Source organism: Blautia sp. AF19-1 (genome assembly GCF_003479155.1).
Taxonomy (GTDB): Bacteria; Bacillota; Clostridia; order Lachnospirales; family Lachnospiraceae; genus Fusicatenibacter; species Fusicatenibacter saccharivorans.
In genome coordinates this window covers 208,775-235,646 of record NZ_QUGQ01000002.1, presented here as the reverse complement: position 1 = coordinate 235,646, position 26,872 = coordinate 208,775, and the positions used below count along the sequence as shown (strand labels likewise).

Sequence of the window (26,872 nt, the reverse complement as noted above, 5' to 3'; positions counted from 1 at the left end):
GTTCAACTGGTGGTTTATTATTAGCCCTCCAAAGGGCTATTGTTACTGCTCGCCCCAAAGGGCGGTATCGCAAGCACTTTTGCTGGCCCGCTATAAAGCGGTACTACTCGAATCTTCTCGTCTCGATTCTTCTGCTTGCTCTTTTATATACTTTTGAACTGCTTCATCTGTTATATTGCCAATCGTTTCAACATAATATCCTCTAGCCCAAAACGCTTTATCCCATTTACTTTGCAACTCAGGATGCCTGTCATAAATCATTAATGTGCTTTTTCCTTTCAGATACCTCATAAAATCTGATACTCTGAGTTTTGGTGGAATTGCTACGCTTAAATGTACATGATCTATACATACCGCTCCTGCAATTATCTCTACATTTTTATACTGGCATAAAGTTGCTATTATCTCTCGGACATCTCTGCGTATTCTCCCATACAATACCTTCTTTCGGTATTTAGGAATAAACACAATGTGATACTGGCATTTCCAACGAGTATGTGATAAACTTTTATTGTCCATTTGGACCGCCTCCTTTGATTTTGAGTTTGGCTTGCGACACCATTCTCATTCTATCACAGGAGGCTTTATTTTGTTATCCTCACCACTTCCGACTACTCTATTCTCCCCAGCATAGCTGGGGGATTAGACTTTTCATTTAGGCTTGTATTTACTACAAAATATATGAACTTTTCAAGGTACTATAGAGGGGCTTTTGACCCCAACATCATAGTTTTAAAATAATATAAAGCAAACGGATAAAAATATTTTCTCCGTCATAAACTTCAAAAAGAGAGGGAAAAACTTATGATTTTTTATTTTACCGGAACTGGTAATTCGCTTTGGGCTGCAAAAGAAATTGGAAAAGAGCTGAATCAGCCTGTTGAGAATATTATAAAACAGAAAGCAATTTTTTCTGCAAAAACGATATAATCGGTTTTGTCTTTCCTACCTACATGAGCGATCTGCCATGGATTGTAAAAGAATTTTTATTGAAGTTAACGGTCAATCCTGACTGCTATACTTTTGTCGTCATGACTTCTAACAATGGAAAAAGCGGAAATTCTTTTGTCAGCCTAAGTCAGGCACTTTCCCGCAGCGGTGCAAACCTGTCGGCTGTCTTTGATCTGCAGATGCCAGGCAACTGTTTAATCAGCTCAGAGCAGGAAAATCTGGAACGACTGAAAAAAGCACCGGAACGGTTAAAATCTATCATATCTTTTATAAAAGAACAAAAAACAAACTTTACATCTGACGGAAGTCTGCCAAAAGAAGATTTTGTTACTGCATCGTATTTTTATGGAGGACATTCCTGTGCAGCCTGTTATGCCTGTCTTCACTGGTGTCCCAAGAATGCTACCCTGCTTAAAGTTCCATTTTTGAAACATCGTCCGCAGTATCATCATCCAGATGTAACGCTGGCGGAAATCAAAGAATAAGTCTGTAAACGGCGCCCCGGTCCTGCATCCAAATGATCTGCAGGGCCGGGGCGCTTTGCAATTTATGTGCGTGTAAGATGTTGGCTTTTTATTTTCGCTCCGTCTCGCATACGATGATATGTTTGCTCTTCTCATACCCGGGAACTTTCCGGTCCGTGATAAAAATCGGTTTTTCAAAGTCTGCGAAGGTAACGGAACTGATGCTGTTAAATTTGCTTGCGTCACAGAGGACGTAGCACTGGCGGCACTGCTCCATGGCGGTCTTTTTGATTACTGCTTCATTGACATCCGGCGTTGTGCAGCCGCTTCTTCTTGTGACACCGTTGGTGCCGAAAAAGCCTTTGGTGAAGTGGTATTCCTGAATCGTGCGGATTGCCTGGTTTCCGACGACGGCTTCTGTGGAGCTTTTGAGCTCGCCGCCTACCAGAATGACCTTAAACCCGCGTGATGCCAGCCGCCGTGCGTGGTCAACGGCGTTTGTCACGAAAACGGCGGAGGTTGCCCGGATGAAATCGATCATATGCGCCGTTGTCGTTCCCGCGTCGAGAAAGACGAAATCGTCCGGCTCGATGAGGGATGCCGCATATTCTGCGATTTTCCGTTTGGCATCGCAGTTCAGCTCATTTTTCTGTGCAACGGTGTACTCGTGTGCCGTCACCTTCTGGCCGGCTTCCACGGCGCCGCCGAATACCTTTTCCAGCTTGCCCTCCTTGTCGAGCGCTGTGATATCGCGGCGTACCGTGGACTCCGATGTATCGAGAAGATCCCGGACTTCCGTCACGGTGATGCTTCCCTTTTCTTTTAACAGTTTCAAAATTATCTCATGTCTCTGCTGTGTTAACATTTCTTTCCTGCCTTATATTCTGCCACGTTTGTTTCCAGAATGATCTTGCGGAGCGGAAGGATGCTTCCCGGAGAAACGGAAAGTTCATCTACGCCCATCGCAAGGAACTCTTTTGTCAGCTCCTGGTCAGCGCCGAGTTCGCCGCAGATACCGGCCCAGATGCCGGCTTTGTGTGCATTCTCCACAACCATCTGAATCATGCGCAGGATCGCCGGGTGATGCGGATCAAAGAACGGATCCAGCTTTGTGTTCTGGCGGTCGATCGCGAGGGTGTACTGACTGAGGTCGTTCGTTCCGATACTGAAGAAATCAACCTCTTTTGCCAGCTCATCGCTGATGATGGCAGCCGCCGGGGTCTCGATCATGATACCCTGCTCTGGATTTCCGTACTCAATGCCCTGCTCAGCGAGAGAAGCTTTTACTTCCTCCACAATCGCTTTGATCTGGCGAACCTCGCCGACACTTGTGATCATTGGATACATAATGGCAATTTTTCCATATGCGCTTGCGCGGAACAGCGCGCGAAGCTGTGTCTTGAAGATCTCCGGCCGCGTCAGGCAGATGCGGATCGCACGGCAGCCAAGTGCCGGGTTCTCCTCTTTTTCCATCTCGAAATAATCGCACTGTTTATCGGCACCGATATCGAGGGTACGGATGATGACGCGTTTTCCCGCCATCGTCTCTGCTGCCTGTTTGTAGATACGGAACTGCTCCTCCTCTGTTGGATAGTGATCCTGCTCAAGATAGATAAACTCGCTTCGGAACAGGCCGATGCCGCCCGCGTCGTTCTGCATGACAGCCGCAAGGTCTTTGATGTTTCCAATATTAGCATACAGCAGAATTTTCTGTCCGTCCAGTGTAATATTTTCTTTTCCCTTTAAGGTGAGGAGCAGTTTTTTCTTTTCCTCCTCCTCGGTGCGACGCTTCTGCATGGCAGCAAGAGTCTCCTCGTCCGGATCAACATAGATGGTTCCATCGGATCCGTCCACGATGCCGAGCTTTCCGTCTACGCTCTCATCCAGCGGAAGCGGTGTTCCGACCAGTGCCGGAATCGCCATGGTTCTTGCAAGGATAGCGGTGTGGGAATTTAAAGAACCGTGTACGGTAACAAAAGAAAGAACTTTGTCCTTATCCATCTGTACCGTCTCAGACGGCGCAAGGTCATCTGCCACGATGATCGCCGGTTCGTCGTTTAAGGATGCGTCGGTGTCGTCTCCGTTTAAGATGGAGATCAGACGCTCGGAAATATCCTTTACGTCTGCCGCGCGCTCTCTCATGTAATCATCGTCCATGGCAGAAAACATCTGCGCAAAGTTGTCGCCTGTCGTTGCAACGGCATACTCAGCGTTGACGCCCTGGCTCTTGATAATATTCTCGACGGACTCGTTGTAGCCGTCGTCCTCCATCATCATCTGATGTACCTCGAAGATCGCTGCATTGGCCTCGCCAACCTCTTTGCATGCTTTTTCATACAGAACGCCAAGCTGTGCGATTCCTTTTGCCTTTGCTTCCTCAAACCGTGCCATCTCCGCATCCGGATTTTCTACTTTCACACGTTTTACCTGACGCTCATTCTTTTTGTATACGCGGATCTTTCCGATCGCAATGCCGGAAAATACGCTTTTTCCCTGATAAATCTGCATAAGTTTTCTCCACCTTTGTTCTCGATATCCGAATTTTCTGTCCAGACAGCCGGAGCGTGTTTAAAAAGGATTTCTTAGTTTCAGAAAGTTTTTCAAACACGCTCCTGCCGATTACTATATTGTAATTCTCCAGAGCCCCATCTCAATTCCGCTTACGCTCCATTTCGATGTGGCTTCTCGCCATATGGAATTCCAGAAAAAAGCACTCATTCATGCAAGCATGATTCGCACTTTTTTCTTCCATTCCGCATGGCTCTGTAGAATTACAAGTTCTCTTTCATGAAATTGCTGATTGCTTCGTATGCAGCATCTTCATCTGCTCCATCGAAGGTCAGGGTAACTTCTTCGCCCTGTTTTACAGCCAGTCCCATGATGCCGAAGATGGCTTTGCAGTTCATGGCTTTTCCGTCTTTTGCGATTTTGATATCACAGGAAAATTCTTTGACTGCTTTTACCAGCATTCCTGCCGGACGAGCGTGGATTCCTTCTGGATCTGTTACAACATACTTAAATTCTTTCATGATTTTTTCCTCCCATAGGATCTTTGATATTTTTATTTTACTTTGTTTTCTGCCTTTTTTCTACTCTTTTATGCAACTTTTTTCTTTAAAACTCCAAGCAGAACTGCGGATACCACTGTTCCGATGACAACTGCCACCAGATAAAGCAGCGCATTTCCCATAACCGGTACAACGAAGATGCCGCCGTGCGGTGCCATTAAGGTACAGCCAAATGCCATGGAGAGCGCACCTGCGAGGCCAGAGCCGATGATGCAGGCCGGAAGAACGTGGATCGGGTCTGCTGCTGCGAATGGAATCGCACCCTCAGTGATGAAGGCGAGTCCCATGATGAAGTTGGTCGGACCGGATTCTCTTTCTTCTTTTGTAAATTTATCTTTGAACAGCAGGGTTGCAAGTGCAATCGCACACGGAGGAACCATACCGCCGATCATAACGGATGCCATAATGTCGTAGTTTCCTGCTGCGATGGCTGCTGTTCCGAATACGTAAGCTGCTTTGTTGAACGGGCCGCCCATGTCGATGGCCATCATGCCGCCGAGGATCATGCCAAGGATCAGCTTGCTGGATCCGCCCATGGAAGCAAGACCATTGTTCAGTACCGTGTTGACGGTTCCCATGATCGGCTCTACAATGAAGAGCATCAGAAGTCCCATCGCAAGGATGCCGACTACCGGGTAAATCAGAACCGGCGCAATCTTTTCGAGTGCTTCCGGAAGTTTCTCACATGCTTTGCGGAGGCCAAGGATAATGTAGCCTGCTGCAAAACCGGCAACGAGTGCTCCAAGGAAACCGGAGGTTCCGCTCGATGCCATCATACCGCCGACAAAACCAAGGGCAAGTGCCGGCCGGTCGCCGATTGCCATGGCGATGTAGCCTGCAAGAACCGGGAGCATGAAGCCGAATGCCACGCCGCCGATCTGTTTGAACATCGCTGCAGCCGGGGTAATCGTACCGAAGTTTGATCTGGCTGCGGCATCAAGGGAGTTCATATCAACAAGAAGTCCGTCGATCAGGAATGCGATTGCGATCAGAATACCGCCGCCGACAACGAACGGAAGCATATGGGAAACACCATTCATCAGCTGGGTGTACAGCTGGTGGCCGATACCGCCGCTGTTCTTCTTCGTGCTTGCTGCGGCTGTCTGCGCATTGCCGCTCTTGTAAACCGGTGCGTTTCCGGACATCGCAAGCTCGATCAGCTCATCTGCTTTGCTGATACCGTCGGATACCTGGCGCTGAATGACTTTCTTTCCGTCGAAACGATCCATCGGAACCTGTGCGTCGGCTGCAACGATGATGCAGTCCGCATCGGCGATTTCCTGTGCAGTCAGCACGTTTTTCGCTCCGCCGGAGCCTCGTGTCTCGACTTTTACGAAGCATCCTTTTGCTTTCGCTGCTTTCTCGATTCCCTCGGCTGCCATGTAAGTGTGGGCAATACCGGTCGGGCAGGAAGTAACGGCGAGAATCTTCACCTGATTTTCTTTTGCTTCCACCGGCTCTGCAAGACGCTCATCTACGCTCTTTTTCTCTTCATCGGCGCGGTCGATAATGGCAAGGAACTCTTCCGGTGTCCTTGCGTTTCGAAGGCTCTTGGTGAACTCTTCATCCATCAGCATCATGGAAAGTTTACTTAAGACATCGAGGTGAACGTTGTCTTTTGTGTTCGGCGCTGCGATGAGGAACAGCAGGGTGACCGGCTCTCCATCGAGAGAATCAAAATCAACGCCGTTCGGGATCACCATGGCTGCAAGGCCCGGTTTGTTTACTGCATCACATTTTCCGTGCGGAATCGCAATTCCCTCTCCGATTCCTGTGGTGCTCTCTTCTTCTCTTGCGTAAACCTGTGCACGGTACGCATCTTCGTCTGTGATCTTTCCGCTTTTGACCATCAGCGCTACGGCTGCATCAAGCGTTTCCTGTTTGCTTTTCGGTGCGGCATCCAGCGCAATACTGCGGATGTCCAGCAACTCTGTGATTCTCATGAGACGTCCTCCCTTTTATTTTGTAATCTGTTCGTAGACAGATGCAATTTCCTCCCGGGTTGCAAGGTTTTCAGAAAAAGCACTTGCACTTCCCGCTGCGATTCCCATATGGAACGCATGGAGGTAATCTTCTTTTTCCATGTAGCCTGCCATGAATCCGGCTACCATCGAGTCTCCTGCGCCGACGCCGTTGATAAGCTTTCCTTTCGGGGCCGGAGCTTCAAAGACCTCACCGGATGCGGCAACGAGAACGGCTCCTTCGCCTGCCATGGAAACCAGAACGTTCTGTGCGCCCTTTTTCTGCAGCTGTTTTGCATACGGAACAACCGACTCTCTTGTCTTTAATTCCACACCGAAAATCTCGCCGAGTTCGTGATTGTTCGGTTTGATGAGGAACGGGTGGTACGGCAGAACCTTCATCAGCAGATCACGGGTCGCGTCTACGACGATGCGGATGCCCTTGCTGTCGAGCATTTCCATAATTTTCTGATAGGCATCATCTGCCATGGATGACGGGATGCTGCCTGCGAGGAAGAGAACGTCGCCCTCGCCGAGTGCGGAAAGCTGTTTCATCAGCTCTTCCACTTTTTTCTCCGGGATTTCGGGTCCCTGTCCGTTGATCTCAGTTCCGTCAATGCTCTTTAATTTGACGTTGATGCGGGAATATCCTTCTTCCAGCCAGATGCAGCCGTTTTTAATTCCCATCTGGTCGAGCCGTCCCGCGATTTCTTTTCCGGTAAAGCCTGCCAGAAATCCGAGCGCTGTGCTCTCAATTCCAAGGTTTCCAAGTACGGTCGATACGTTGATTCCTTTTCCGCCCGGAAGCATCAGCTCGGAGCTTGTGCGGTTGGTAAGGCCGAGCTTGAAGTCTTCCACCGATACAATGTAGTCCAGAGACGGATTGAATGTCACTGTGTAAATCATATTTCCCTCCTGCTTTATTTTGATCGTGTTTGCTTTGATAAGATTATCATATCGTCATATTCATTCAAAATCAATCATTAATATTTCATGAATTTTCCCTTCTCTTTTTATCACATTTGCATAAGTTTAGAGTTTTGTGACGGATTTTCCCGGTTTATCGCCCTGTTTTGACCGACTTTGACTGATCGTCATCTTTTCTTCCCTGTCACGCATTGATCACTTTATTCTCTCCATTTCGGTCATTTTTTATCAGACACTTTCTTTCTGTTCTCATTTTTGTACTTTACTTTTTCCGGATTTGGTACTAAAGTGAAGAGAAATCAAAAAAAGAATTTCCAGAAGAGGTGATTTTATTTGAAACGATACTATATTCTTCACTATTTTGATCCCGCCAATGTGGGCAGTTTTCTGCTTGTCTCACTGCTCGGCCTGATTCTGGTGCTTGCCCTTGTGCTTCTGATTGCAAAATTGCAGATTCAGCGGCAGCTAAAAGAGGAGACAGAGGAAAAAGCGAAAAAAATACGCCGGAAGAAACACCAGCGCAGGCAGTATCAGATTGTGGAAAGCTTTTATGAGCTGGTTTTCTCCGGCACTTCGATTCTTCTCTTCCTCTCCCTCTACTACATTATCGACGAGCGTCTGCCGCAGATTTCGATGTACTGGGAGAAGTATCAGGATGTGGTGCTTCTTGTCTTTATCGTGCTCTCCGTCTTTCTGACAAGCTGGCTCGATGTGGTTCTCGTAAAGCTCACGCATCTTGAGCCGGAGCAGAAAGCATCGGTGCGGCTGATTTCGGTCTTCTATATTGTACTGATTCTCCTGTACATCCGCTTTATCTACGAGGACACGAATTATGACGGGCTGATTCTCTATTTCCTGACGCTGACGGTCGGCCGCTTCCTGTATTTCGACTTTACGGTCAAGAGTTTTCTTGAAACGATGCGGGGCGTGTTGGAAAATCTACCGCTTCTTGTCATCATGAGCGCCTACTCCGGTTTCGTGTGCTGGTATGGGTTCCATGTTGGCTTTCTGCTGAAATCAAATGGCGTCATTTTGAGCACCTTTCTTGCCCATCTGTTTATGGACTGCTCGATCTTTCTGCTCCACAAGACAGGAATTTTAAAGCATGTGATACGAAAAATTTAAAACCGGCATTTTTTTACCAGCCATATATCAAAAGCTCTGCAGATCAGAATTTTGCATTTTCTGTTCTGCAGAGCTTTTCTTATTTAATGTTCTTTTTTACATGCCAAACAGCAGTGCAAAGCCATGTACGACAAAAGCTGCCAGCCAGGCGATCACACACTGGGAAACGACAACACCGGCTGCCCATCTGCCGCCAAGCTCCCGCTTGATGGAAGCGACTGCCGCCACACACGGCGTATAGAGGAGGCAGAAAACCAGAAGGCTTAATGCGGAAACCGGTGTCAGAATTTCGGTCAGCTGCGCGGTCGTGCCGAACAGTACGGAAAGTGTGGAGACGACACTCTCCTTTGCCATAAATCCGGTTAGAAGGGCGGTCGATACTCTCCAGTCTCCAAATCCAAGCGGCCGAAAAACCGGGGCGAGACGGCCGGAGACAACGGCGAGAATGCTGTCCTTGGAGTCCTCCACGACATTGAGATGCGTTCCAAAGGTCTGTAAAAACCAGATCACAATCGTGGCAACAAAAATGACGGTGAATGCCCGCTGCAGGAAGTCTTTTGCCTTATCCCACAAAAGCTGTCCGACATTTTTTGCCCCCGGCATGCGGTAGTTTGGAAGCTCCATGACAAACGGAACGGCTTCCCCCTGGAATAAAGTTCCCTGCATCAGCATCGCCATCAGGACAGCCATGAAGATACCACCGAAATACAGAAGAACCATCACAAGGGCACTGTATTTCGGGAAGAATGCGGCGGTAAAGAACGCGTAAATCGGAAGTTTTGCCGAACAGCTCATAAACGGAGTTAATAGGATCGTCATTTTCCGGTCACGCTCGGAAGGCAGGGTGCGGCTCGCCATGACGCCCGGCACGGTACAGCCAAAACCGACCAGCATCGGCACGATACTGCGGCCGGAGAGGCCGATTTTCCGGAGCAGCTTATCCATCACAAATGCCACGCGCGCCATATAGCCGCTGTCTTCCAGAATGGACAGGAAGAAAAACAGGGTGACGATGATCGGAAGGAAGCTTAAGACACTTCCGACGCCGTTAAAAATACCGTCAATCACAAGGGAATGAAGCACCGGATTGACGCCCCATGCTGTCATGGCGCTGTCCACGAGCTCGGTCAGTTTTCCGATCAGAACCTCCAGCACACTCTGCAGCGATGCTCCGATCACATGGAAGGTCAGGAAAAAGACAGCCGCCATAATCCCGGCAAAACATGGCAGAGCCGTATATTTTCCGGTCAGCACACGGTCAATTTTTGTGCTCCGCACATGCTCGCGGCTCTCTTTTGGTTTTACCACGGTCTCACGGCAGACTTTTTCAATAAAATTAAAACGCATATCCGCAATCGCCGCCGCGCGGTCCAGGCCGCGCTCCGTCTCCATCTGACAGACGATATGCTCGAGCATCTCTTTCTCGTTTTCATCGAGGGCCAGCTGCTCCAGGATCAGCGCATCGCCCTCTGCCAGCTTGCTCGCCGCAAACCGCACCGGAATATCCGCCCTTGCGGCGTGATCCTCGATCAGATGCATGATCGCATGCAACGCACGGTGGACGGCACCGCCGTGGTCATTCGCCTCACAGAAGTCCTTTCTGCCCGGTTTTTCCTGGTATTTGGCCACATGGACAGCATGGGCAACCAGTTCATCGATTCCCTCGTTTTTTGCAGCGGAAATCGGGATAACCGGGATGCCAAGTCTCTCTTCCATCTGGTTCACGAGCACAGAACCGCCGTTTTCGCGTACCTCATCCATCATGTTGAGGGCCAGTACCATCGGAACGTCGAGTTCCATCAGCTGCATCGTCAGATACAGGTTTCGTTCGATATTTGTCGCATCTACAATATTGATGATGCCGCGCGGATGCTCGTTCAGAACGAAATTCCGGGTGACGATCTCTTCGCTTGAATACGGCGACATCGAATAAATGCCGGGAAGATCGGTGACCAGCGTGTTTTTCTGGCCGCGGATTTCACCGTCCTTCCGGTCTACGGTCACGCCGGGGAAGTTTCCGACGTGCTGGTTGGATCCCGTTAATTGGTTGAACAGGGTGGTCTTGCCGCAGTTCTGGTTTCCGGCCAGCGCAAAGGACAACAGCTCTCCTTCCGGCAGCGGATGCTCCTCTGCCTTATTGTGGTACTTTCCGCCCTCTCCAAAGCCGGGATGCGGAATTGCTTTCGCATCCGGCTGCTCTTTTTCTTTTACAGCGTCCCGCATCTCATCAATGGCAATCCGTCCGGCATCGGCGAGGCGGAGTGTCAGTTCATAGCTGTGAATCCGCACTTCCACAGGGTCTCCCATCGGTGCATACTTTACCATCGTCACTTCCGCCCCCGGAATGATTCCCATATCTAGGAAGTGCTGCCGCAGCGCGCCCTCTCCTCCTACCGTGCGGACGGTCGCTGTTTTGCCGATCGGCAGTTCTTTCAGTGTCATATATTTCACTCCTTATTGATTCTCATTATCAATAGTAAGTATATGACACAATTCGACTGCGGTCAAGCAATTGCCATTATTTCTCTTTTTGTTTTTCTTCGAGCTTCTTCTGTACACTCGGAAACAGCTCCAGATCCGTGTGTGGGATTGCCTGGGCCGCTTTCATCATAGAGATGAAAGCGGCGACCTGGCCGAACTGGATGTAGACCATCTCGTCCAGAATGCGGTCAATATCGTCGATGCAGGTCCGATCCAGCAGGATTTTTTCTGCTCCCGCAAGCGACGTATTTCCGGCGCAGATCAGGCGGCTGCGGTCCATATCCGGGTACATGCCGATCGTGATGGCGGATTCCTTTGAAACGTGCTTTCCAAATGCACCAGCCGCGTAAAACCGGTCAATTTCTTCCATGGAAATGCCGGATTCACGCATCATGTACTCAACCATCGTGTAGGCCGCTGACTTTGTACGAAGGAATTCGGCGATATCACTCTGATAGAAGCACAGCCCTTCACTATATTCAACGCACCACTCTCCCGTCTCCGGGTCTTCCTTGATCTTTTCGGACCGCTCCGGCTGCAGGGTACCGAACAGGTTGATCCAGCCATTTAGGAATAATTCCGCGAGCAGATCGATAATGCCGGAACCGCAGATGCCCTTTGGCTTACCCTCTCCGATTACATGGCACTGGATTTTCCCGTCTTCTATTTTTACCGTATCAACAGCGCCTTCTGCAGCTCGCATGCCGGTTTTGACCACGCCGCCCTCGAGCGCCGGACCGGCAGCGCCTGCGCCGCAGAGCAGAAATTCCCGGTTTCCGACGACAAGCTCGCCGTTCGTTCCGATATCAAAAAAAACGCTGATCGTTTCTTTTTTATAGAGTTCCGTTGCGATCATACCGCTTAATATATCACCGCCCAGGTAATTGGATTTTCCCGGCACGCAGTAGACACATCCCTTCATGGGAAATCCCATCTCTTTCGCCGGAAGGAATCCGACGCGGTCTGCGCGCACGGCGTACGGGGATGAAAAGACGCAGAACGGATCCAGTCCCAGCAGGAAATGGATCATCGTTGTGTTGCCGGATACGACCATTGAGAGAACATCCGACGGCGCAATTCCTGTCTTTTGGCGAAGTTTTTCAAAGAGCAGTGTAAATGTCTCCATCGTACACGCACGGATGTCCTGCAGTACCTCCGGTTTATCCTTACAGGCAAAGATTCTCGTCAGAATATCGGTTCCATAGGCAGTCTGGCGGTTGTATTCGCTCTCCTCGGCAAGCACAGTACCGTCGCTGCAGTTTACCAGGCGCACAACGACGGTCGTACTTCCAAGATCAGCGGCATAGCCGTAATGCTCTGCTGCTGTATCGCCCGCTTCCAGATCAACCACCTGCCAGATGCTTCCATTCCATGCGAGGGAAACCGTTATGTTATAGTCTGCCTCATCGCAGATGGGATACAGTTTCTGCAGCGCTGGAAGGGTAAATGATGCGGTGATTCCTTTCTCTTTTAATGCATCCAGTATCCGCATCTGGCTGGAGCGGGCGTCCTCCTCCGTCGGCGGGACCAACCCCAGATACTGTTTCTGTGTTATTCCTCTATTCATTATTACTTCCTCATTTCCTGATCATTTTTCTGTTTCTTATTGTAGCACTTTTCTCTTTTCCAGAGAACTTATTTTTTTCACATTTTTACTACATTTCCATCACAGATTCCCATTATACTGCAAAGCATAGAAACAAAAAAGGAAGCAAACAAAACCGGAAGCCGATTCCGGAACACAGTTTAAAATACAGATACCAGAAAGGAAGCATTTATTATGATGGACTACAGAAACAACTACAATAACGAAAACGAAACCAATAATGAGAACATGATGGCAGCAGAGCAGAACAGCTTCAACGGAAAGAAACCTTCTTCCAAAAACAAAAAAGCTGCTAAGCTTGCAAAAAAAATCGGAGCCATCGCCTTAAGCGCAGTTCTGTTCGGCGGTGTTGCCGGCGGTACCTTCCAGGCAGTCAACCACTTTGCCGGAAGCACGACAGCCACTGCAACAACAACCACTGCACAGCAGACGACTTCCAACAGCAGCCTCTTAAAAGCCGCTGCCACATCCTCAAGCTCCACTTCCACCGGAACGATGGATGTTTCCACGATTGCGAAAAACGCAATGCCGTCGATCGTCTCCATCACAAACCAGTCCGTACAGGAAGTACAGAACTACTTCAGCATGTTCGGTTACGGTGCCCAGACTCCGCAGACCGAGGAGACCACAAGCTGCGGTTCCGGTATCATCATCGGAAAGAATGACACCGAGCTTCTGATCGTCACCAATAACCATGTAGTAGAAGATGCCGATACTCTTTCTGTTAGTTTTGTAAACAATCAGGTCTGCAAGGCAAATATCAAAGGTACCGATGCCGATAACGATCTTGCCGTCATCGCCGTTCCGCTCTCCGAGATCCCGGATGACACGATGAGCAGCATCGCTGTTGCCACGATGGGCGATTCTGATTCCGTTGAGGTCGGCGAGCAGGTCGTTGCGATCGGCAACGCACTCGGCTACGGCCAGTCCGTTACGACCGGTATCATCAGTGCTGCAAACCGTGTGATCGACAGCGATTCCTCTTCTGACGGAAGCTCCGATGGAACAACGGCAGATACTTCTTCCACTGATACAACCGGAAAGACCTACTTACAGACCGATGCAGCCATCAACCCTGGCAACAGCGGCGGCGCTCTTCTGAACATGAACGGAGAGGTCATCGGTATCAACTCCGCAAAACTTGCTTCTACAGAGGTAGAGGGCATGGGCTATGCAATCCCGGTCTCCCGTGTTTCCGATATCATTGAAAATCTGATGAATGAGCAGACCAGAACAAAGGTTGCCGCAGAAGATCAGGGAACGATCGGCATCAAATGCCTCGATGTCAGCAGCCAGATCCAGCAGGCATACAATATGCCGGCCGGCATCTATATCTCCGAAGTAACCTCCGGCGGTGCCGCTGAAAATGCAGGTCTGAAATCCGGATACGTTCTGACCAGCTTTGACGGACATTCCATCACCTCCACCAGCGAGCTGAAATCCCTGCTGCAGTATTACTCTGCCGGCGAAACCGTCGAGGTGGAAGTACAGGTTCCAGACAACGGATCCTATGAGACAAAGACCTTCTCCCTGACCCTCGGAACGAGCATCAGCTCTTCAGATGATCAGCAGAGCGATTCCCAGCAGAATGCGGGTTCATCCCGCTCTGCAGAGGGAGGAAATACCCTGACCTCCGCTACTCCTTCGATCTGACTGCCCGCTCTCCCGTGAAAGAAATCCATAAATAAAAAACATCATAAGCATGAAAGAAAGGCCCCGAAACATAACTCCAATGTTTCGGGGCCTTTCTCCTATTCTCTTAATCCATTTCTTATTTTTCTGCTCCTGCAACTGCCTCGCGGGCTGCTTTCTCTTCCGGATCTTCATCCAGAATGGAGAATGCAATATTGGTTGCATGGTCCGCGACACGCTCGAGTCCGGATACAAGATCGGAGAAGATCATGCCGGCTTCCGGCGTACATTCGTTGCGGGTCAGACGCTCTACATGCTTCTGCTGCAGATCCCGCTCCTCCTGATCAATGGAATTTTCAATATCAATGATCTCCTGCAGGTGCTGCAGATCATTCTTTGCAAACATTTCGATCGACTCATCGAGAATTTTTAATACCATATCCAGCATCTCGGAAAGATCCAGTTCGCCCTGTTTGCTGAAGGTCACATTGTCATTCGTCATCTGCACAGCAGAATCTGCGACATTTTCGGCATGATCACCAATCCGCTCGATATCATTGACCACATGGAACAGCGCACCGATGCGCATAACGTCTGATGTCGGCAGCGATGCCTGATTTAAGTGAACCAGATAGTTCGTAATCTCTTTGTTCAGGAAATTAATATTTTCCTCGACACGGTAGACCTCGTCGATTTCTTTCTGATCGCGGGTCACCAGCGTATTCATCGCGCGAATCAGGTTGGTCTCTGCCATCTGTGCCATACGCTCCATCTCACGGACAGCCTGCAGAACTGCAGTCGTCGGGGACATCGCATGTTTCGAGCTGATGTAGGCAATCTCGAACTTTTTGTCTTCCTCGTCATTTCCGCGGATGATAAAGTACGTTGCCTTCACCAGAAGCGGGGTAAACGGCAGCATCAGGAGTACCTGGCATACTTTGATGATCGAGTTTGCATTTGCGATCATACGGCCTGCTTCGTTTCCGGAAATACCCATAAAGAAGTCAACTACCTGTTTTCCAAACAGCAGGAAAATAATGGAGCAGACAATCGTTCCGGAGATGTTGAACAGCAGGTGGACACATGCCGCACGTTTTGCATCTTTTTTGCAGCCGAAGCTGGCAAGAATCGCGGACATCGTACATCCGATGTTGCATCCAAGCATCATAAACAGACAGATCGGAAGTCCCATCAAGCCCTCTCTTGCAAGAAGCATGATGATTCCGACCGTTGCAGAGTTACTCTGCAGAATCGCGGTAGCCACCCAGCCGACTAAGAACGCAAGAAACGGATTCGTCAGGGATCCGAGGGCGTTAACGACTGCCGGGATCTCTTTTGCTTCGTTCAGGGCTCCTGAGATACCGGAGATACCCATAAACAGAATACCAAATCCCAAGATAACCTCGCCGAGACGGCTGATCGTCAGATTGTTCTTTACGAACATAACCATCAGAACACCGATGATGACAAACAGCGGCGCGATATCCGCAAGGTCAAACGCAATCAGCTGTCCGGTAACTGTCGTACCGATGTTTGCTCCGAGGATAATTCCAGGAGCCTGTGCCAGTTTCATCAGACCGGAGTTTACGAAGCTGACCACCATAACGGTTGTAGCGTTGGAGGACTGAATCAGCGCGGTAAAGAAAATACCGACCAGAAGACCGATCACACGGTTCTTCGTAAATACCTCCAGAATGCTTCTCATCTTGGATCCGGCAACCTTCTGCAGTCCTTCACTCATCAGCTTCATTCCATATAAGAAGAAGCCCAGACCGCCCATCAAAGACACTATTACACTCATATTCTTTTTTCTTCCTTGTCCTTTTCTGATGTCTCTTTCCAAATCTCCGCCAAGTAGTTTCGCATTTTTTATCTCGATATTTTACATTTCCTTAACGTAGATTTTACACGACACCTTTTTTATCATAAAAGAAATCATGACATTTGTCTATAGAAAAATTAAAAATTTCGACAAGAAATTTTCAGATTCTTTTCGTTTCTTTCTTGCATTCTACTTGATAATATTGTAACATTTAGGATGTTTCCATATTATGAGGCGACATTTCCGCCTACAAAATTCAAAAGGAGAGAAAACTATGGAAAAGTTTAGCAAGCTGATGGAAAACACATTCAAGCTGCGGGAAAATGGAACAACGGTCAAAACCGAGATCATCGCCGGTGTCACCACGTTCATGACGATGGCGTACATTCTTGCCGTCAACCCGAACATCCTTTCCTCCACCGGCATGGACCACGGCGCTGTCTTTACCGCAACGGCTCTGGCAGCCTTCCTTGGCACCCTGCTCATGGCACTTTTCGCCAATTATCCATTCGCTCTGGCACCAGGAATGGGCCTCAACGCCTATTTCGCCTACACCGTTGTTCTCGGCTACGGATATAGCTGGCAGGCAGCCCTGACCGCCGTTTTTGCAGAAGGTATCATCTTTATTGTACTTTCTCTGACCAACGTCCGTGAGGCGATCTTCAACTCCATTCCGGTCAGCCTGAAATCTGCAGTCAGCGTCGGCATCGGTCTGTTCATCGCATTCATCGGACTTCAGAATGCAAAAATTGTACTGCCGAACTCTTCAACCGTGGCAGGCCTCTATTCCCTGTCTTCCTACAATGCCAACCTGCAGTCTGCAGCCACATTAAACGGAACAGAGTATGTGGCAGGAACGTTTAACGATGTCGGAATCACCGTTCTGCTCGCAGTCATCGGTGTTATCCTCACCGCCGTTCTTGTCGTACGCAATGTAAAGGGAAACATCCTCTGGGGAATTCTTGCAACCTGGATCCTCGGCATGATCTGCCAGGCATGCGGTCTCTACGTTCCGAACCCGGCAAACGGCTTCTACAGCCTGTTCCCGGATTTTTCCAACGGACTTTCCATTCCAAGCCTTGCCCCGATTTTCGGAAAACTGGATTTCTCCATTCTGAAAACAGGCGAGTTCTTCGTGATCATGTTTGCATTCCTGTTTGTCGATATGTTTGATACCATCGGAACTCTGATCGGTGTATCTTCCAAGGCAAACATGCTCGACAAAAACGGAAAACTTCCGCGCATCAAGGGCGCGCTGATGGCAGATGCTGTTGCTACCTGCGCAGGTGCTGTTCTTGGTACTTCTACCACAACGACTTTCGTTGAGAGTGCTTCCGGCGTTTCCGAAGGCGGCCGTACCGGTCTTACCGCTGTTACCACTGCAATCCTCTTCGGCCTCGCTCTGTTCCTCTCCCCGATCTTCCTTGCCATCCCGTCCTTTGCAACGGCTCCGGCACTGATCGTGGTAGGCTTCTACATGCTGACCAACGTAGTCAACATTGATTTCAGCGATCTTTCCGAGGCGATTCCGTGCTACATCTGCATCGGAGCAATGCCGTTCTTCTACAGCATTTCCGAAGGTATTGCCATGGGAGTTATCTCCTACGTTGCAATCCAGATCCTGAGCGGAAAAGCAAAAGAAAAAAAGATCAGCGTGATCATGTACATCCTGGCTGTTCTGTTTATCTTAAAATACCTTCTTCTGTAATGGCTTTTTAACGATACAGAACTGCATAAAAAGGCTCCTGTCCCACAGATTTTATTCTGTGAAACAGGAGCTCTTTTTATGCTCTGAATCAAAAATTTTTATTCTGCCAGGGTCCGGTAAAAGCAGGTGCGGTTTCCGGTGTGGCACGCTGCGCCGACCTGTTCTACTTTGGCAAGAATTGTATCGTTGTCGCAGTCGATCAGAAGCTGTTTTACATACTGCACATGGCCGGAGCTCAGTCCTTTCGTCCAGAGCTCATTGCGGCTTCTGCTCCAGTACGTCATTTTTCCAAGGCGCAGTGTCGTCTCAAACGCTTCTTCATTCATGTAGGCGAGCATCAGCACTTCGTCATTTTCCGCATCCTGTACAACAACCGGAACCATGCCGTCGCTGTTTGTCTTAAAATCCGCCCAGGTAAAATCACATTTTAATGCTTGTTTCATCTCTTGTTCTCCTCTTTTTCTGCTCTTACAGGCTGCCCTTGGTCGAGAGCACGCCGGCAATTCTCGGATCGAAGGAAGTTGCCTCATCGAGTGCCTTCGCAAATGCTTTGAACATCGCCTCGATGATGTGGTGGTTATTTCCGCCGTCAAGCACTTTGATATGCAGATTCATCTGCGCCGCATAGGAAACGGCGTAGAAGAATTCTTTTACCATCTCGGTCTCCATCTCTCCTACTTTCTCCCGCGTAAATTCTGCCTGGAAAGAGAGATACGGTCTGCCGCAGAGGTCAACGGCCGAGAGCACCAGTGTCTCGTCCATCGGAAGGATTCTGTCGCCGTAGCGGCGGATGCCCTGTTTGTCGCCGACTGCCTCGCGGATTGCAGTTCCGAGCACGATACCGGTGTCCTCGATCGTGTGGTGGCCGTCTATATCAAGGTCTCCATCTACAGAAACGGAAAGGTCGAAAAGACCGTGGCGGGCAAAGCCGTCGAGCATATGGTCAAAAAAGCCGATGCCGGTGTGGATGTCGCTCTTTCCCGTTCCATCCAGATTTAATGTCATGCGGATCTTTGTTTCTTTTGTCACGCGTTCTACGCTGGCTGTTCTGTTCTCCACTTACTCTTCCCCCTCAAAACGGACGGCAATCGAATTGGCGTGTGCCGTCAAGCTCTCTGATTTTGCAAAGCTCTCGATATCCTCGTGGATCTCGGAAAGGGCTTCTCTGGAATAATAGATGATGCTGGATTTCTTCACGAAATCGTCTACGGACAGCGGTGAGAAGAATTTTGCGGTTCCGTTCGTCGGCAGGATATGGTTCGGGCCGGCAAAATAGTCACCGAGAGGCTCGCTGGAGTTCTCGCCGAGGAAAATAGCACCGGCGTTATGTACCTTCATCATATCCTCAAACGGGTTCTTCGTCACGATCTCGAGGTGCTCCGGTGCGATGGCATCTACGGTGTCGATCGCTTCCTGATGCGAATCGGTGACAAGGATGTAGCCGAAGTTGTCCAGTGATTTGGAGATGATGTCGCTTCTGGAGAGGACTTTTAAGAAACCGTCTACCTCTTCACTTACCTTCTCTGCCAGTTCCTGGGAGGTGGTAATGAGGATCGCACTTGCAAGCTCATCATGCTCAGCCTGGCTTAAGAGATCGGCTGCCACGAACCGTGGATTTGCAGTCTCATCAGCAAGGACAAGAATCTCACTTGGGCCTGCGATGGAGTCGATGCTGACATTTCCGTATACGGCTTTCTTTGCAAGGGCAACGTAGATGTTTCCAGGTCCTACGATTTTATCGACTTTCGGAATGCTCTCGGTTCCGTAAGCAAGGGCTGCAATTGCCTGTGCACCGCCGATTTTAAAGACGCGGTCCGCACCGGCTTCTTTTGCTGCCGCAAGGACAACCGGGTTGACTTTTCCGTCTCTGCCGCACGGCGTTGTCATGCAGATTTCTTTGACTCCTGCCACTTTTGCCGGAAGAATGTTCATCAGAACAGAGGACGGATACGCTGCCTTTCCTCCCGGAACGTATACGCCGACACGGTTCAGGGCGGTCAGCTTCTGGCCAAGCATCGTTCCGTTCTCGGTAGAGGTGAACCAGCTGTTCTGTTTCTGTTTTTCGTGGAACTCACGGATATTTTTCATGGATCTGCGGATGACACCGATCAGCTCTGGATCTACGATGTTGTACGCTTCATCAATCTCTTCCTGTGTTACTTCTACGGTAGAAGCATCGAGTACCGCGTGGTCGAATTTCTCGGTATATTCGAAAACGGCTGCGTCTTTTCTTGTTTTTACATTCTCAATGATCTCCTGCACGGAAGCCTCGTACGTTCCGTACTGTGTCGGGCTTCGTTTCAGCATATTCTCCAGAATATTTTCTGTAGTCTCTTTTGTCAGTTTTACGATTCTCATACCAGTGCTCCTTTCAGATCCTGAATTAATTTAGTAATTCTCTCATTTTCCATCCGCATGCTCACCTGGTTGACAACCATGCGCGCAGACAGCGGGCAGACCTCCTCGAGAACGGTCAGGCCGTTTTCCCGTAAAGTGCTTCCTGTCTCTACAATATCCACAATCACTTCGGAAAGTCCGACAATCGGTGCCAGCTCGATCGAGCCGTTCAGCTTGATCATCTCAACGGTCTGGTGCTTGCGGTTGTAGAAGTAATCCTTGGCAATGTTTGGGTACTTCGTTGCCACACGGATCTGCTGGTTGTGCTGCAGCAGCTCACGCGCGGATTCCGGTCCGCAGACACACATGCGGCACTTGCCGTAGCCAAGGTCCAATACCTCGTAGAGGCGTCTTCCTTCCTCCAGAATCGTGTCCTTTCCGACGATTCCGATATCCGCTGCGCCGTACTCCACATAGGTCGGCACATCCGGACCTTTGGCGAGGAAGAAACGGAGCTTATGCTCTTCGTCCGTGAAAATCAGCTTTCTCGTATCTTTATTTTTCATTTCATCGCAGGTGATGCCAACTTTTTCCAGCAGCTCCAGCGTCTGGTACGCCAGGCGTCCTTTTGTCAGTGCAATGGTCAAATATCTCATCTTTTTCGTACCCTTCCTCTCCTACAGCTCCACCGGCTGTACTTCTCCTGTCGACAAATCGATAGCAAGCACCGAATCGCTCTTCTGAATATAGACAATGCCGCCGAACTGGTTCTTTCTGCCGTATTCTTCATAATCTGCAAGAACCTTGTCCCTTGCAAAGCAGACCAGCGCGACATCCATGCCCTTGCTTCTGTGCTCGTTAGCAAGTTTTACGGCCAGCGGCTGAAGAAAATCCGGGTAGAGCAGCATCGTTTTCGTATTGGCAATCGGAAGAGAAATTTTCTGGCGCTCCAGTGCATTCATCAGAGATTCCATGACAGTACAGAATCCGATCGCCGGCGCTTTCTTTCCGAAGTGCTGCAGCAGTGCATCGTAGCGGCCGCCTTTTACGATCGGCTCGCCGGTGCCGTAGGTGTAGGCCTGGAAAATAATACCAGTGTAGTAATGGAATTTGCTTAAAAGGCCGAGATCGAAGAAGACGTATTTTTCATAGCCGTAATCTTTAACGATCTCATAGATCGTAGCCAGACGATCGAGTGCCTCTCTTGCCGCCGGATTTCTTGTAAGGCCTTTTGCCTTTTCGAGAATCTCTGCATTTCCGAACAGCTGCGGAACATCACGGAGTGCTTCAAACAGATCACTTCGAAGGTTCTGTTTTGCCAGCAGCTCCTCGGCGCCAAAATGATTTTTAATGGAAATCAGTTCTTTTAATTCGTTCAGAACATCCTCGGCGAGCGCAGCTTCCTCGGCGAGCGCCTGGAAGAAACCTACGTGGCCGATGCTGATCTGGAAATCGGTAAGACCGGCATCCAGCATAACTTTTACGGTCATCGCAATGATCTCTGCGTCTGCCATTGCGGAATCATCGTTTAAGAGCTCGACGCCCATCTGGGTGGACTCTTTTAAGCGGCCCTGATAGCTGCTGCTGTTGACGAAGCTGCTTCCTCTGTAGCAAAGGCGGATCGGCATCGTCTCTTCCATGAAATACATGGAGGCTGCGCGTGCAATCGACGGGGTAAAGTCCGGACGGAGCACAAGGGTGTTGCCGTCGCGGTCAAAGAATTTGTAGAGCTCGCGGGACGGTGTTGTTCCCACTTCTCTTCCGAATACATCAAAAAACTCGAACGTCGGTGTTTCAATATCCTGATATCCAAACGCATGAAATACCTGCTCAATCTGATTCTCCAGGTATAATTTTTTCGTACATTCCTGATTGTAGACATCCCGGACGCCTTCCGGGGTATGAATTAATCGATCCATGTTTTGTTGTCCTCACTTTTTCGCTTTAGTTCACTACCATATTACCATATTGAATTTAAAACTATGGTTAGTATATCGGAAAACATTTTCCCTGTCAACTCAAAATTTTAATCCGCTTTCGAATCCCGTATCTCCAGATCCTTCTGGATTCCGTTCAGGTACGGGACGAGAACGCTGCTTCCCGTTCTGGGAAGGAAGAATGACGTTTCAAGCTCGGTGTAGGAAAAATGCTTCTTTCCGCCGTTCTGTCCGCGGTCCCAGAAGGTTTTCATCGTCTCATACCGCAGGTAATAATATTCGTCCCGCGCCGTAAAATACAGCAGCAGGAAGGAAATCCCCCCCTGCTGCTCGAAATCTTTCATAAACGTGACCTGGTGCTCGTGGATGTTTGCGAGCGGAAAGGAATCCGTTTTGCACTCTTTGGCATCGAAGCAGACGGGAATGCCCTGTACAGCGCCGATGTAATCAACGGTACTCTTCTTTTCAAAATAAGCCAGCGTGATGTGTCTGCTCTCCTTATCTATTTTGATCGGGGTGATCGGCGTCGGCACCTTCTGGATCAGTGCCAGATGCTTGTCACGGTACTGCTCGTTTGTGCGGTTGATCATTTCCTCCAACGTTGATCCGCGGAGTCCCCTCGATGTCCATGCCATAATTCCTGTCCTCGTCTTCGTTCTGTTCTTATTCAATCAGAGAAATTTTGTTCAGCGGCCAGTAGCGCAGAAAGGCCTTGCCGATGATCTTGTCTTTCTCTACGTACGGATTCAGCCAGTAGCGGGAATCCTTTGATACGTTCCGGTTGTCGCCGAGCATAAAGTAGCAGCCCTCCGGCACCTCATACGGTCCGAAATCGCCGACCGGTGTTTCCGGGCAGAAATCATCGCACAGCGGCTCGGTGGAATCGTTGATATACACCTTTCCGTCGCGGATCGTAACCGTCTCTCCCGGCAGTCCGATGACGCGCTTGATAAACTTCTGCTTCTCGTCGTCCGGATAATAGAAAATAACGATGTCATACCGCTGCGGATCGCTCTTTACATAAGCAAGGCGGTTACCGAAGATCTGGTCTCCGGTCATAATCGTGTTTTCCATGGAAGGAGATGGGATTCTTGCGTTGATGACAATGACCTGCTCCACAAAAACAACGACTGCCACGACAATGGCGATCATTTTTACATATTCCCAGATTTCCCGTCCGATGCTCGTCTCCTCCGTTTTTCTTGGTTTTGTTTCTTTCTTTTCGTTGTCTTTTCGGCTCATAATCCTTCTCCCGTCAAATGTTCTCCCTGTAAAATCCGGCGCACGGATGATGGCAGGGGCGCTGTAAAGGTTTTTCCGGACAGATCCGATAAGGTGCCCGTAAGCTCTGGAAATACCGCCTTCCACGAATGGAGAAGTTGGTATTTCAGTCCGTATTTTTCCCGGAAGCGGCGGTTAAACTCCGCATCCCCGTATTTCGTATCTCCCGCAAGCGGATGACCGATGCTCGCGAGATGGCTGCGGATCTGATGGCTCTTTCCGGTCACCAGCTCAACCTCCAGCAGCGTACAGCCTCTTCCGGCACAGAGCGGCCGGTATGCGGTTTCTATGTAAACAGCATCTCCCTGCTGCTCTCTCTGAATCGAAACACGGTTTGTCCTCTCATTTTTTGTGAGGTATCCGCGGATCCGCTCTGTCTCTGTCACGGTTCCTTTTACAACCGTCAGATAGTATTTTCCAACAGCCCGCTCTGCGATCAGTTCTGAAAGCTGCTGCGTCGCCGCAACGGTTTTTCCGGCAAGAATCAGACCGCTGGTATTCCGGTCCAGACGATTGCAGAGTCCGGCGCGGAACATGGTCTCCTCCCCGGCATTTTTTTCCGAAAGATAGGCGCCGAGCGCTTCGGTAAGGCTCACATCCGTCTCTTTCGCCTTCTGTGAGAGGACACCTGCCGGCTTGTTCAGGAAAATTACTTTTTCGTCTTCATAGACGATATCCAGCTTCGGATACTTTACCTGTTTTCCAGCCGCCGGTTTTTCCGGTGTTTTCCGAAATTTTTCGATGGTCTCTTCCGCCAGATACATCCGGATCGTATCGCCTGTTTTCAGCTTTTCACTGCCGTCCGCCTTTTTCTGGTTCAGCACAATGTTTTTCTTTCGCAGCATTTTATAGAAGAAACTCTTTGGCGCCTCCTCCATATATTTGGACAGATATTTGATGAGCTGCTGCGCGCAGTCTTTTTCTGTCACGGTCAGTTCTCTCATAGCAATGGTCTCCTACAGTGCCAGCGCCAGCATCGTGTGTTTCACCAGTTCCGTGCGGGACAGATCCGGGTACCGCTCATCCGGTTTGAAGTTTTCACTGGCGCTCTTTTCCAGCTCATCGTAGTTGCGGTTCAGGGAATCGAGGCGCTCCAGAAATGCTTTTTCCCGATCAAAAATCTTCACATGGCATTTGTAGCCGTTGGCACGGATGATCTTGTTCAGATACGTAGTGCAGTCCTCGATCTGTTTCTGGTCTTTGGCGCGCGTGGTGTAGCAGGCGATCTCCTCACCGCAGAACGCCGCTGCTTCGATCATCAGACTCGATTTTTCCTGTGTGATATACATTTCATATCCCATCAGCAGTTTTCCTTTTTTTGCCTCAATGGCATCGTACACTGCTTTGTCCACTGGCTTTTGCATAACCATCATGATAAAACCGACGGCGGCGCGGCAGCCCGGCAGACAGCCTACTACGGCGACAACCGTAAAAATGTTGCTCTTGTTTCCGTCTGCAAGCACAAGTCCGACAATAAAAACGATGGCCGGAAGGACGAACAGTCCCAGTGTCACAAGCAGTCTTTTTTTCTTTTCCCGGCGGATATAGCCGTAATCCCCTTTTCTGATATTCATTCTTCTGTCATTTCCCTTCTTCGATAAGATCCCCGCTCATCTTCTGCGTGTTTATTTCTTTTTGTGCACGTTGCGGAGCGTCTTTTTCGGCCGTCCGCCTGTTTTGGCTTTTCCCTGTCCGGAACGGTCATTCGCCGTCTTCTGGCCAAAGCCTTTTCCGTTGGACCCTTTTCCTCTTGACGGTTTTCCTGCCTCCCCGGCCATCTTTCTCGGCCGTACGAGACATTTCGGTCCGAATCCGATCAGATCCTCCCGGTGTGTCCGGCGCAGTGCCTCGCAGACGAGCTCATAGTTCTCCGGATTCCGGTACTGAATCAGCGCACGCTGCATCGCCTTCTCATGCGGCGATTTCGGCACGTAAACCGGATCCATCGTCCGCGGGTCAAGACCGGTATAGTACATACAGGTGGAAAGTGTGGAAGGCGTCGGATAGAAGTCCTGTGCCTGCTCCGGGATAAATCCCATATCGCGGATGTACTCGGCAAGCTCCACCGCATCCTCCAAGTCACACCCCGGATGGGACGACATAAAATACGGAAGTGCGTACTGCTGCTTCCCCGTCTTTTTGTTGCACGCGTCGAAGCGGCGGATAAATTCCTGATATACTTCGTGGCGCGGTTTTCCCATATAGGAAAGCACACGGTTCGAAACGTGCTCCGGCGCAACGCGGAGCTGACCGCTGACGTGATCCTTTACCAGCTCGGAAAGGAACGTCTGGTCTTTATCGGCCAGGACATAGTCAAAACGGATGCCGGAGCGGATAAAGACTTTCTTCACGCCCGGAATGTCTTTTAATTCCCGCAGCAGCTTCACATAATCTCTGTGATCTGCCACCATATTTTTACACGGCTCCGGGAAGAGACAGTTCCGGTTCGGGCAGGCGCCTTTGGTGAGCTGCTTTTTGCATGCCGGACCGCGGAAATCCGCCGTCGGGCCGCCGACATCGTGAATATAGCCTTTAAATTCTTTTTCCTGAACCATCTGCCGCGCTTCCGCCAGAATGGATTCGTGGCTTCTTGTCTGCACAACGCGTCCCTCGTGGAACGTCAGCGCGCAGAAACTGCAGGATCCAAAGCAGCCGCGGTTGCTCGTCAGACTGTATTTGATTTCCCCAAGCGCCGGCACACCGCCGTCTTTTTCATAGCTTGGGTGATAGGCGCGCATGTATGGAAGCGCATAGACATCATCCATCTCCTGCTCTGTCAAAGGACGGGAAGGCGGATTCTGTACAATGTAGCCCTGGCCCTCATACGGCTCTGCCATCGGCTTCGCATTGATGGCATCGGTATTTTTATACTGAATCGCAAAGCTCTCCGCATACGTCCGCTTGCTCTCCCGCACCTCCTCGAATGACGGCAGCACCACCGGGTCAATCAGGTGATCCAGCGTTTTGCTCCGATAAACGGTTCCCGGAATAAAGGTGATGTCATGAACGTCAATGCCGGCCGCAAGTGCATCTGCAATCGCTACGATCGAAAGTTCTCCCATTCCGTACGAAATCAGATCCGCACCGGAATCGAGAAGGACGGAGCGGCGCACCTGGTCAGACCAGTAATCGTAATGCGAAAGGCGCCGGAGCGATGCCTCGATGCCGCCGAGGATCATCGGTGTATGTTTATACGTTCTCCGGATCAGATTGCCGTACACGGTAACCGCGCGGTCCGGCCGTTTTCCCATGACACCGCCCGGCGTAAAGGCATCTGTTTTTCGGTGCTTTTTCGCCACGGTATAATGGTTGACCATGGAATCCATATTTCCGGAAGAGACAAGAAAGCCAAGACGCGGTTCACCGAAAATCGAAATGCTGTTCTCGTCCTTCCAGTCCGGCTGTGAGATGATGCCGACGGAATAGCCGTTCGCCTCGAGCACACGGCTGATGATTGCCGGTCCGAACGAGGAATGGTCCACGTAGGCATCTCCGATGACATAGACAAAGTCAAACTGTTCGATTCCCCGTTCCTTCATCTCTTCTCTTGTAATTGGTAAAAAAGGCATGCT

Annotated in this window: 23 protein-coding genes and 1 pseudogene; 5 read left to right on the top strand and 19 right to left on the bottom strand. The window is 49.8% G+C overall.

Features of this window, described 5'->3' with window-relative positions:
• Positions 1-90 precede the first annotated feature (90 nt).
• Complete coding sequence (gene tnpA / locus DWX26_RS02190; RefSeq protein ID WP_118600652.1) at positions 91-519, bottom strand: IS200/IS605 family transposase; 429 nt, start codon at positions 517-519, stop codon at positions 91-93.
• 285 nt (positions 520-804) lie between these two features.
• On the opposite strand from tnpA, the gene DWX26_RS17345 reads away from it, so the two are divergent.
• Positions 805-930: a hypothetical protein gene (locus DWX26_RS17345; protein ID WP_256359687.1), complete on the top strand. Its 126-nt coding sequence runs from the start codon at positions 805-807 to the stop codon at positions 928-930.
• Between the two features lie 59 nt (positions 931-989).
• On the top strand, positions 990-1,436 hold the full coding sequence (locus DWX26_RS02185) for a hypothetical protein (protein WP_117760316.1): 447 nt from the start codon (positions 990-992) through the stop codon (positions 1,434-1,436).
• A gap of 88 nt (positions 1,437-1,524) precedes the next feature.
• On the opposite strand, the gene DWX26_RS02180 is transcribed toward DWX26_RS02185, so the two are convergent.
• The 5 genes from DWX26_RS02180 to pfkB form a co-directional block, all read right to left on the bottom strand.
• Positions 1,525-2,280 (bottom strand): DeoR/GlpR family DNA-binding transcription regulator, encoded by a 756-nt coding sequence (locus tag DWX26_RS02180; protein WP_055265168.1) that lies wholly within the window; start codon positions 2,278-2,280, stop codon positions 1,525-1,527.
• Entirely contained in the window at positions 2,274-3,923 is a 1,650-nt protein-coding gene (ptsP, locus tag DWX26_RS02175; protein ID WP_055265171.1) for a phosphoenolpyruvate--protein phosphotransferase, read from the bottom strand. Before ptsP ends, DWX26_RS02180 begins: the two co-directional genes overlap by 7 nt.
• Positions 3,924-4,186: 263 nt before the next feature.
• The gene (locus DWX26_RS02170; protein ID WP_022463097.1) at positions 4,187-4,444 is read right to left on the bottom strand and encodes an HPr family phosphocarrier protein; all 258 of its coding nucleotides are present in this window, start codon (positions 4,442-4,444) and stop codon (positions 4,187-4,189) included.
• A 68-nt stretch (positions 4,445-4,512) separates the two neighbouring features.
• Positions 4,513-6,426, bottom strand: a complete 1,914-nt coding sequence (locus DWX26_RS02165) for a PTS fructose transporter subunit IIABC (protein WP_055265173.1) — start codon at positions 6,424-6,426, stop codon at positions 4,513-4,515.
• 15 nt (positions 6,427-6,441) lie between these two features.
• Positions 6,442-7,350, bottom strand: coding sequence for a 1-phosphofructokinase (gene pfkB / locus DWX26_RS02160; protein WP_055265175.1), 909 nt, complete (start codon positions 7,348-7,350; stop codon positions 6,442-6,444).
• A gap of 354 nt (positions 7,351-7,704) precedes the next feature.
• Between pfkB and DWX26_RS02155 the strand changes: the two genes are divergently transcribed.
• The gene (locus DWX26_RS02155; RefSeq protein ID WP_117508984.1) at positions 7,705-8,496 is read left to right on the top strand and encodes a hypothetical protein; all 792 of its coding nucleotides are present in this window, start codon (positions 7,705-7,707) and stop codon (positions 8,494-8,496) included.
• Between the two features lie 96 nt (positions 8,497-8,592).
• Here the strand turns inward: DWX26_RS02155 and feoB are convergent, their stop codons facing one another.
• Together feoB and DWX26_RS02145 are read right to left on the bottom strand one after the other, a co-directional pair.
• On the bottom strand, positions 8,593-10,938 hold the full coding sequence (gene feoB, locus DWX26_RS02150; RefSeq protein ID WP_055265179.1) for a ferrous iron transport protein B: 2,346 nt from the start codon (positions 10,936-10,938) through the stop codon (positions 8,593-8,595).
• Between the two features lie 76 nt (positions 10,939-11,014).
• Positions 11,015-12,544: an ASKHA domain-containing protein gene (locus tag DWX26_RS02145; protein ID WP_117508985.1), complete on the bottom strand. Its 1,530-nt coding sequence runs from the start codon at positions 12,542-12,544 to the stop codon at positions 11,015-11,017.
• Between the two features lie 213 nt (positions 12,545-12,757).
• Between DWX26_RS02145 and DWX26_RS02140 the strand changes: the two genes are divergently transcribed.
• Positions 12,758-14,236 (top strand): S1C family serine protease, encoded by a 1,479-nt coding sequence (locus tag DWX26_RS02140; protein ID WP_118594762.1) that lies wholly within the window; start codon positions 12,758-12,760, stop codon positions 14,234-14,236.
• Positions 14,237-14,354: 118 nt separating this feature from the next.
• Here DWX26_RS02140 and DWX26_RS02135 read toward each other — a convergent pair whose 3' ends face one another.
• Entirely contained in the window at positions 14,355-16,016 is a 1,662-nt protein-coding gene (locus DWX26_RS02135) for a Na/Pi cotransporter family protein (RefSeq protein WP_118600650.1), read from the bottom strand.
• A 313-nt stretch (positions 16,017-16,329) separates the two neighbouring features.
• On the opposite strand from DWX26_RS02135, the gene DWX26_RS02130 reads away from it, so the two are divergent.
• Positions 16,330-17,745: an NCS2 family permease gene (locus DWX26_RS02130; protein WP_117509154.1), complete on the top strand. Its 1,416-nt coding sequence runs from the start codon at positions 16,330-16,332 to the stop codon at positions 17,743-17,745.
• A 101-nt stretch (positions 17,746-17,846) separates the two neighbouring features.
• Here the strand turns inward: DWX26_RS02130 and hisI are convergent.
• The 10 genes and pseudogenes from hisI to DWX26_RS02080 form a co-directional block, all read right to left on the bottom strand.
• Positions 17,847-18,158 (bottom strand): annotated as a pseudogene (hisI, locus tag DWX26_RS02125) (phosphoribosyl-AMP cyclohydrolase); the annotation flags it as partial.
• Positions 18,159-18,213: 55 nt separating this feature from the next.
• Entirely contained in the window at positions 18,214-18,750 is a 537-nt protein-coding gene (hisB, locus tag DWX26_RS02120; RefSeq protein ID WP_243030477.1) for an imidazoleglycerol-phosphate dehydratase HisB, read from the bottom strand.
• A gap of 54 nt (positions 18,751-18,804) precedes the next feature.
• On the bottom strand, positions 18,805-20,103 hold the full coding sequence (hisD, locus tag DWX26_RS02115; protein WP_055226357.1) for a histidinol dehydrogenase: 1,299 nt from the start codon (positions 20,101-20,103) through the stop codon (positions 18,805-18,807).
• On the bottom strand, positions 20,100-20,738 hold the full coding sequence (gene hisG, locus DWX26_RS02110; protein WP_022461875.1) for an ATP phosphoribosyltransferase: 639 nt from the start codon (positions 20,736-20,738) through the stop codon (positions 20,100-20,102). The genes hisD and hisG overlap by 4 nt, the downstream gene beginning before the upstream one ends.
• A gap of 21 nt (positions 20,739-20,759) precedes the next feature.
• Complete coding sequence (gene hisZ / locus DWX26_RS02105) at positions 20,760-22,001, bottom strand: ATP phosphoribosyltransferase regulatory subunit (RefSeq protein WP_118600646.1); 1,242 nt, start codon at positions 21,999-22,001, stop codon at positions 20,760-20,762.
• A gap of 107 nt (positions 22,002-22,108) precedes the next feature.
• Positions 22,109-22,657, bottom strand: coding sequence for a Holliday junction resolvase RecU (locus DWX26_RS02100; RefSeq protein WP_117509155.1), 549 nt, complete (start codon positions 22,655-22,657; stop codon positions 22,109-22,111).
• 25 nt (positions 22,658-22,682) lie between these two features.
• On the bottom strand, positions 22,683-23,261 hold the full coding sequence (gene lepB / locus DWX26_RS02095) for a signal peptidase I (RefSeq protein WP_117812915.1): 579 nt from the start codon (positions 23,259-23,261) through the stop codon (positions 22,683-22,685).
• Positions 23,258-24,244, bottom strand: coding sequence for an RluA family pseudouridine synthase (locus DWX26_RS02090; protein ID WP_055265189.1), 987 nt, complete (start codon positions 24,242-24,244; stop codon positions 23,258-23,260). The genes lepB and DWX26_RS02090 overlap by 4 nt, the downstream gene beginning before the upstream one ends.
• A gap of 12 nt (positions 24,245-24,256) precedes the next feature.
• Positions 24,257-24,874 (bottom strand): DUF4191 family protein, encoded by a 618-nt coding sequence (locus DWX26_RS02085; RefSeq protein ID WP_118600644.1) that lies wholly within the window; start codon positions 24,872-24,874, stop codon positions 24,257-24,259.
• A 51-nt stretch (positions 24,875-24,925) separates the two neighbouring features.
• A complete protein-coding gene (locus tag DWX26_RS02080) occupies positions 24,926-26,869 on the bottom strand; it encodes a YgiQ family radical SAM protein (RefSeq protein WP_055218016.1) in 1,944 nt (647 codons plus the stop codon).
• Positions 26,870-26,872 lie beyond the last annotated feature (3 nt).

Excerpts from the sequence above, each read along its gene's own strand:
- hisB (WP_243030477.1), bottom strand. The coding sequence starts at position 18,750 with ATGACATTAAATCTGGATGGAACGGGAAAGAGCGACATCCACACCGGC.
- DWX26_RS02080 (WP_055218016.1), bottom strand. The coding sequence starts at position 26,869 with ATGCCTTTTTTACCAATTACAAGAGAAGAGATGAAGGAACGGGGAATC.
- DWX26_RS02165 (WP_055265173.1), bottom strand. The coding sequence starts at position 6,426 with ATGAGAATCACAGAGTTGCTGGACATCCGCAGTATTGCGCTGGATGCC.
- DWX26_RS02170 (WP_022463097.1), bottom strand. The coding sequence starts at position 4,444 with ATGAAAGAATTTAAGTATGTTGTAACAGATCCAGAAGGAATCCACGCT.
- hisD (WP_055226357.1), bottom strand. The coding sequence starts at position 20,103 with ATGAGAATCGTAAAACTGACAAAAGAGACTACAGAAAATATTCTGGAG.
- tnpA (WP_118600652.1), bottom strand. The coding sequence starts at position 519 with ATGGACAATAAAAGTTTATCACATACTCGTTGGAAATGCCAGTATCAC.
- DWX26_RS02085 (WP_118600644.1), bottom strand. The coding sequence starts at position 24,874 with ATGAATATCAGAAAAGGGGATTACGGCTATATCCGCCGGGAAAAGAAA.
- DWX26_RS02140 (WP_118594762.1), top strand. The coding sequence starts at position 12,758 with ATGATGGACTACAGAAACAACTACAATAACGAAAACGAAACCAATAAT.
- feoB (WP_055265179.1), bottom strand. The coding sequence starts at position 10,938 with ATGACACTGAAAGAACTGCCGATCGGCAAAACAGCGACCGTCCGCACG.
- DWX26_RS02145 (WP_117508985.1), bottom strand. The coding sequence starts at position 12,544 with ATGAATAGAGGAATAACACAGAAACAGTATCTGGGGTTGGTCCCGCCG.
- DWX26_RS02090 (WP_055265189.1), bottom strand. The coding sequence starts at position 24,244 with ATGAGAGAACTGACCGTGACAGAAAAAGACTGCGCGCAGCAGCTCATC.
- pfkB (WP_055265175.1), bottom strand. The coding sequence starts at position 7,350 with ATGATTTACACAGTGACATTCAATCCGTCTCTGGACTACATTGTATCG.
- DWX26_RS02135 (WP_118600650.1), bottom strand. The coding sequence starts at position 16,016 with ATGAGTGTAATAGTGTCTTTGATGGGCGGTCTGGGCTTCTTCTTATAT.
- DWX26_RS17345 (WP_256359687.1), top strand. The coding sequence starts at position 805 with ATGATTTTTTATTTTACCGGAACTGGTAATTCGCTTTGGGCTGCAAAA.
- ptsP (WP_055265171.1), bottom strand. The coding sequence starts at position 3,923 with ATGCAGATTTATCAGGGAAAAAGCGTATTTTCCGGCATTGCGATCGGA.
- hisZ (WP_118600646.1), bottom strand. The coding sequence starts at position 22,001 with ATGGATCGATTAATTCATACCCCGGAAGGCGTCCGGGATGTCTACAAT.
- lepB (WP_117812915.1), bottom strand. The coding sequence starts at position 23,261 with ATGAGCCGAAAAGACAACGAAAAGAAAGAAACAAAACCAAGAAAAACG.
- DWX26_RS02180 (WP_055265168.1), bottom strand. The coding sequence starts at position 2,280 with ATGTTAACACAGCAGAGACATGAGATAATTTTGAAACTGTTAAAAGAA.
- hisG (WP_022461875.1), bottom strand. The coding sequence starts at position 20,738 with ATGAGATATTTGACCATTGCACTGACAAAAGGACGCCTGGCGTACCAG.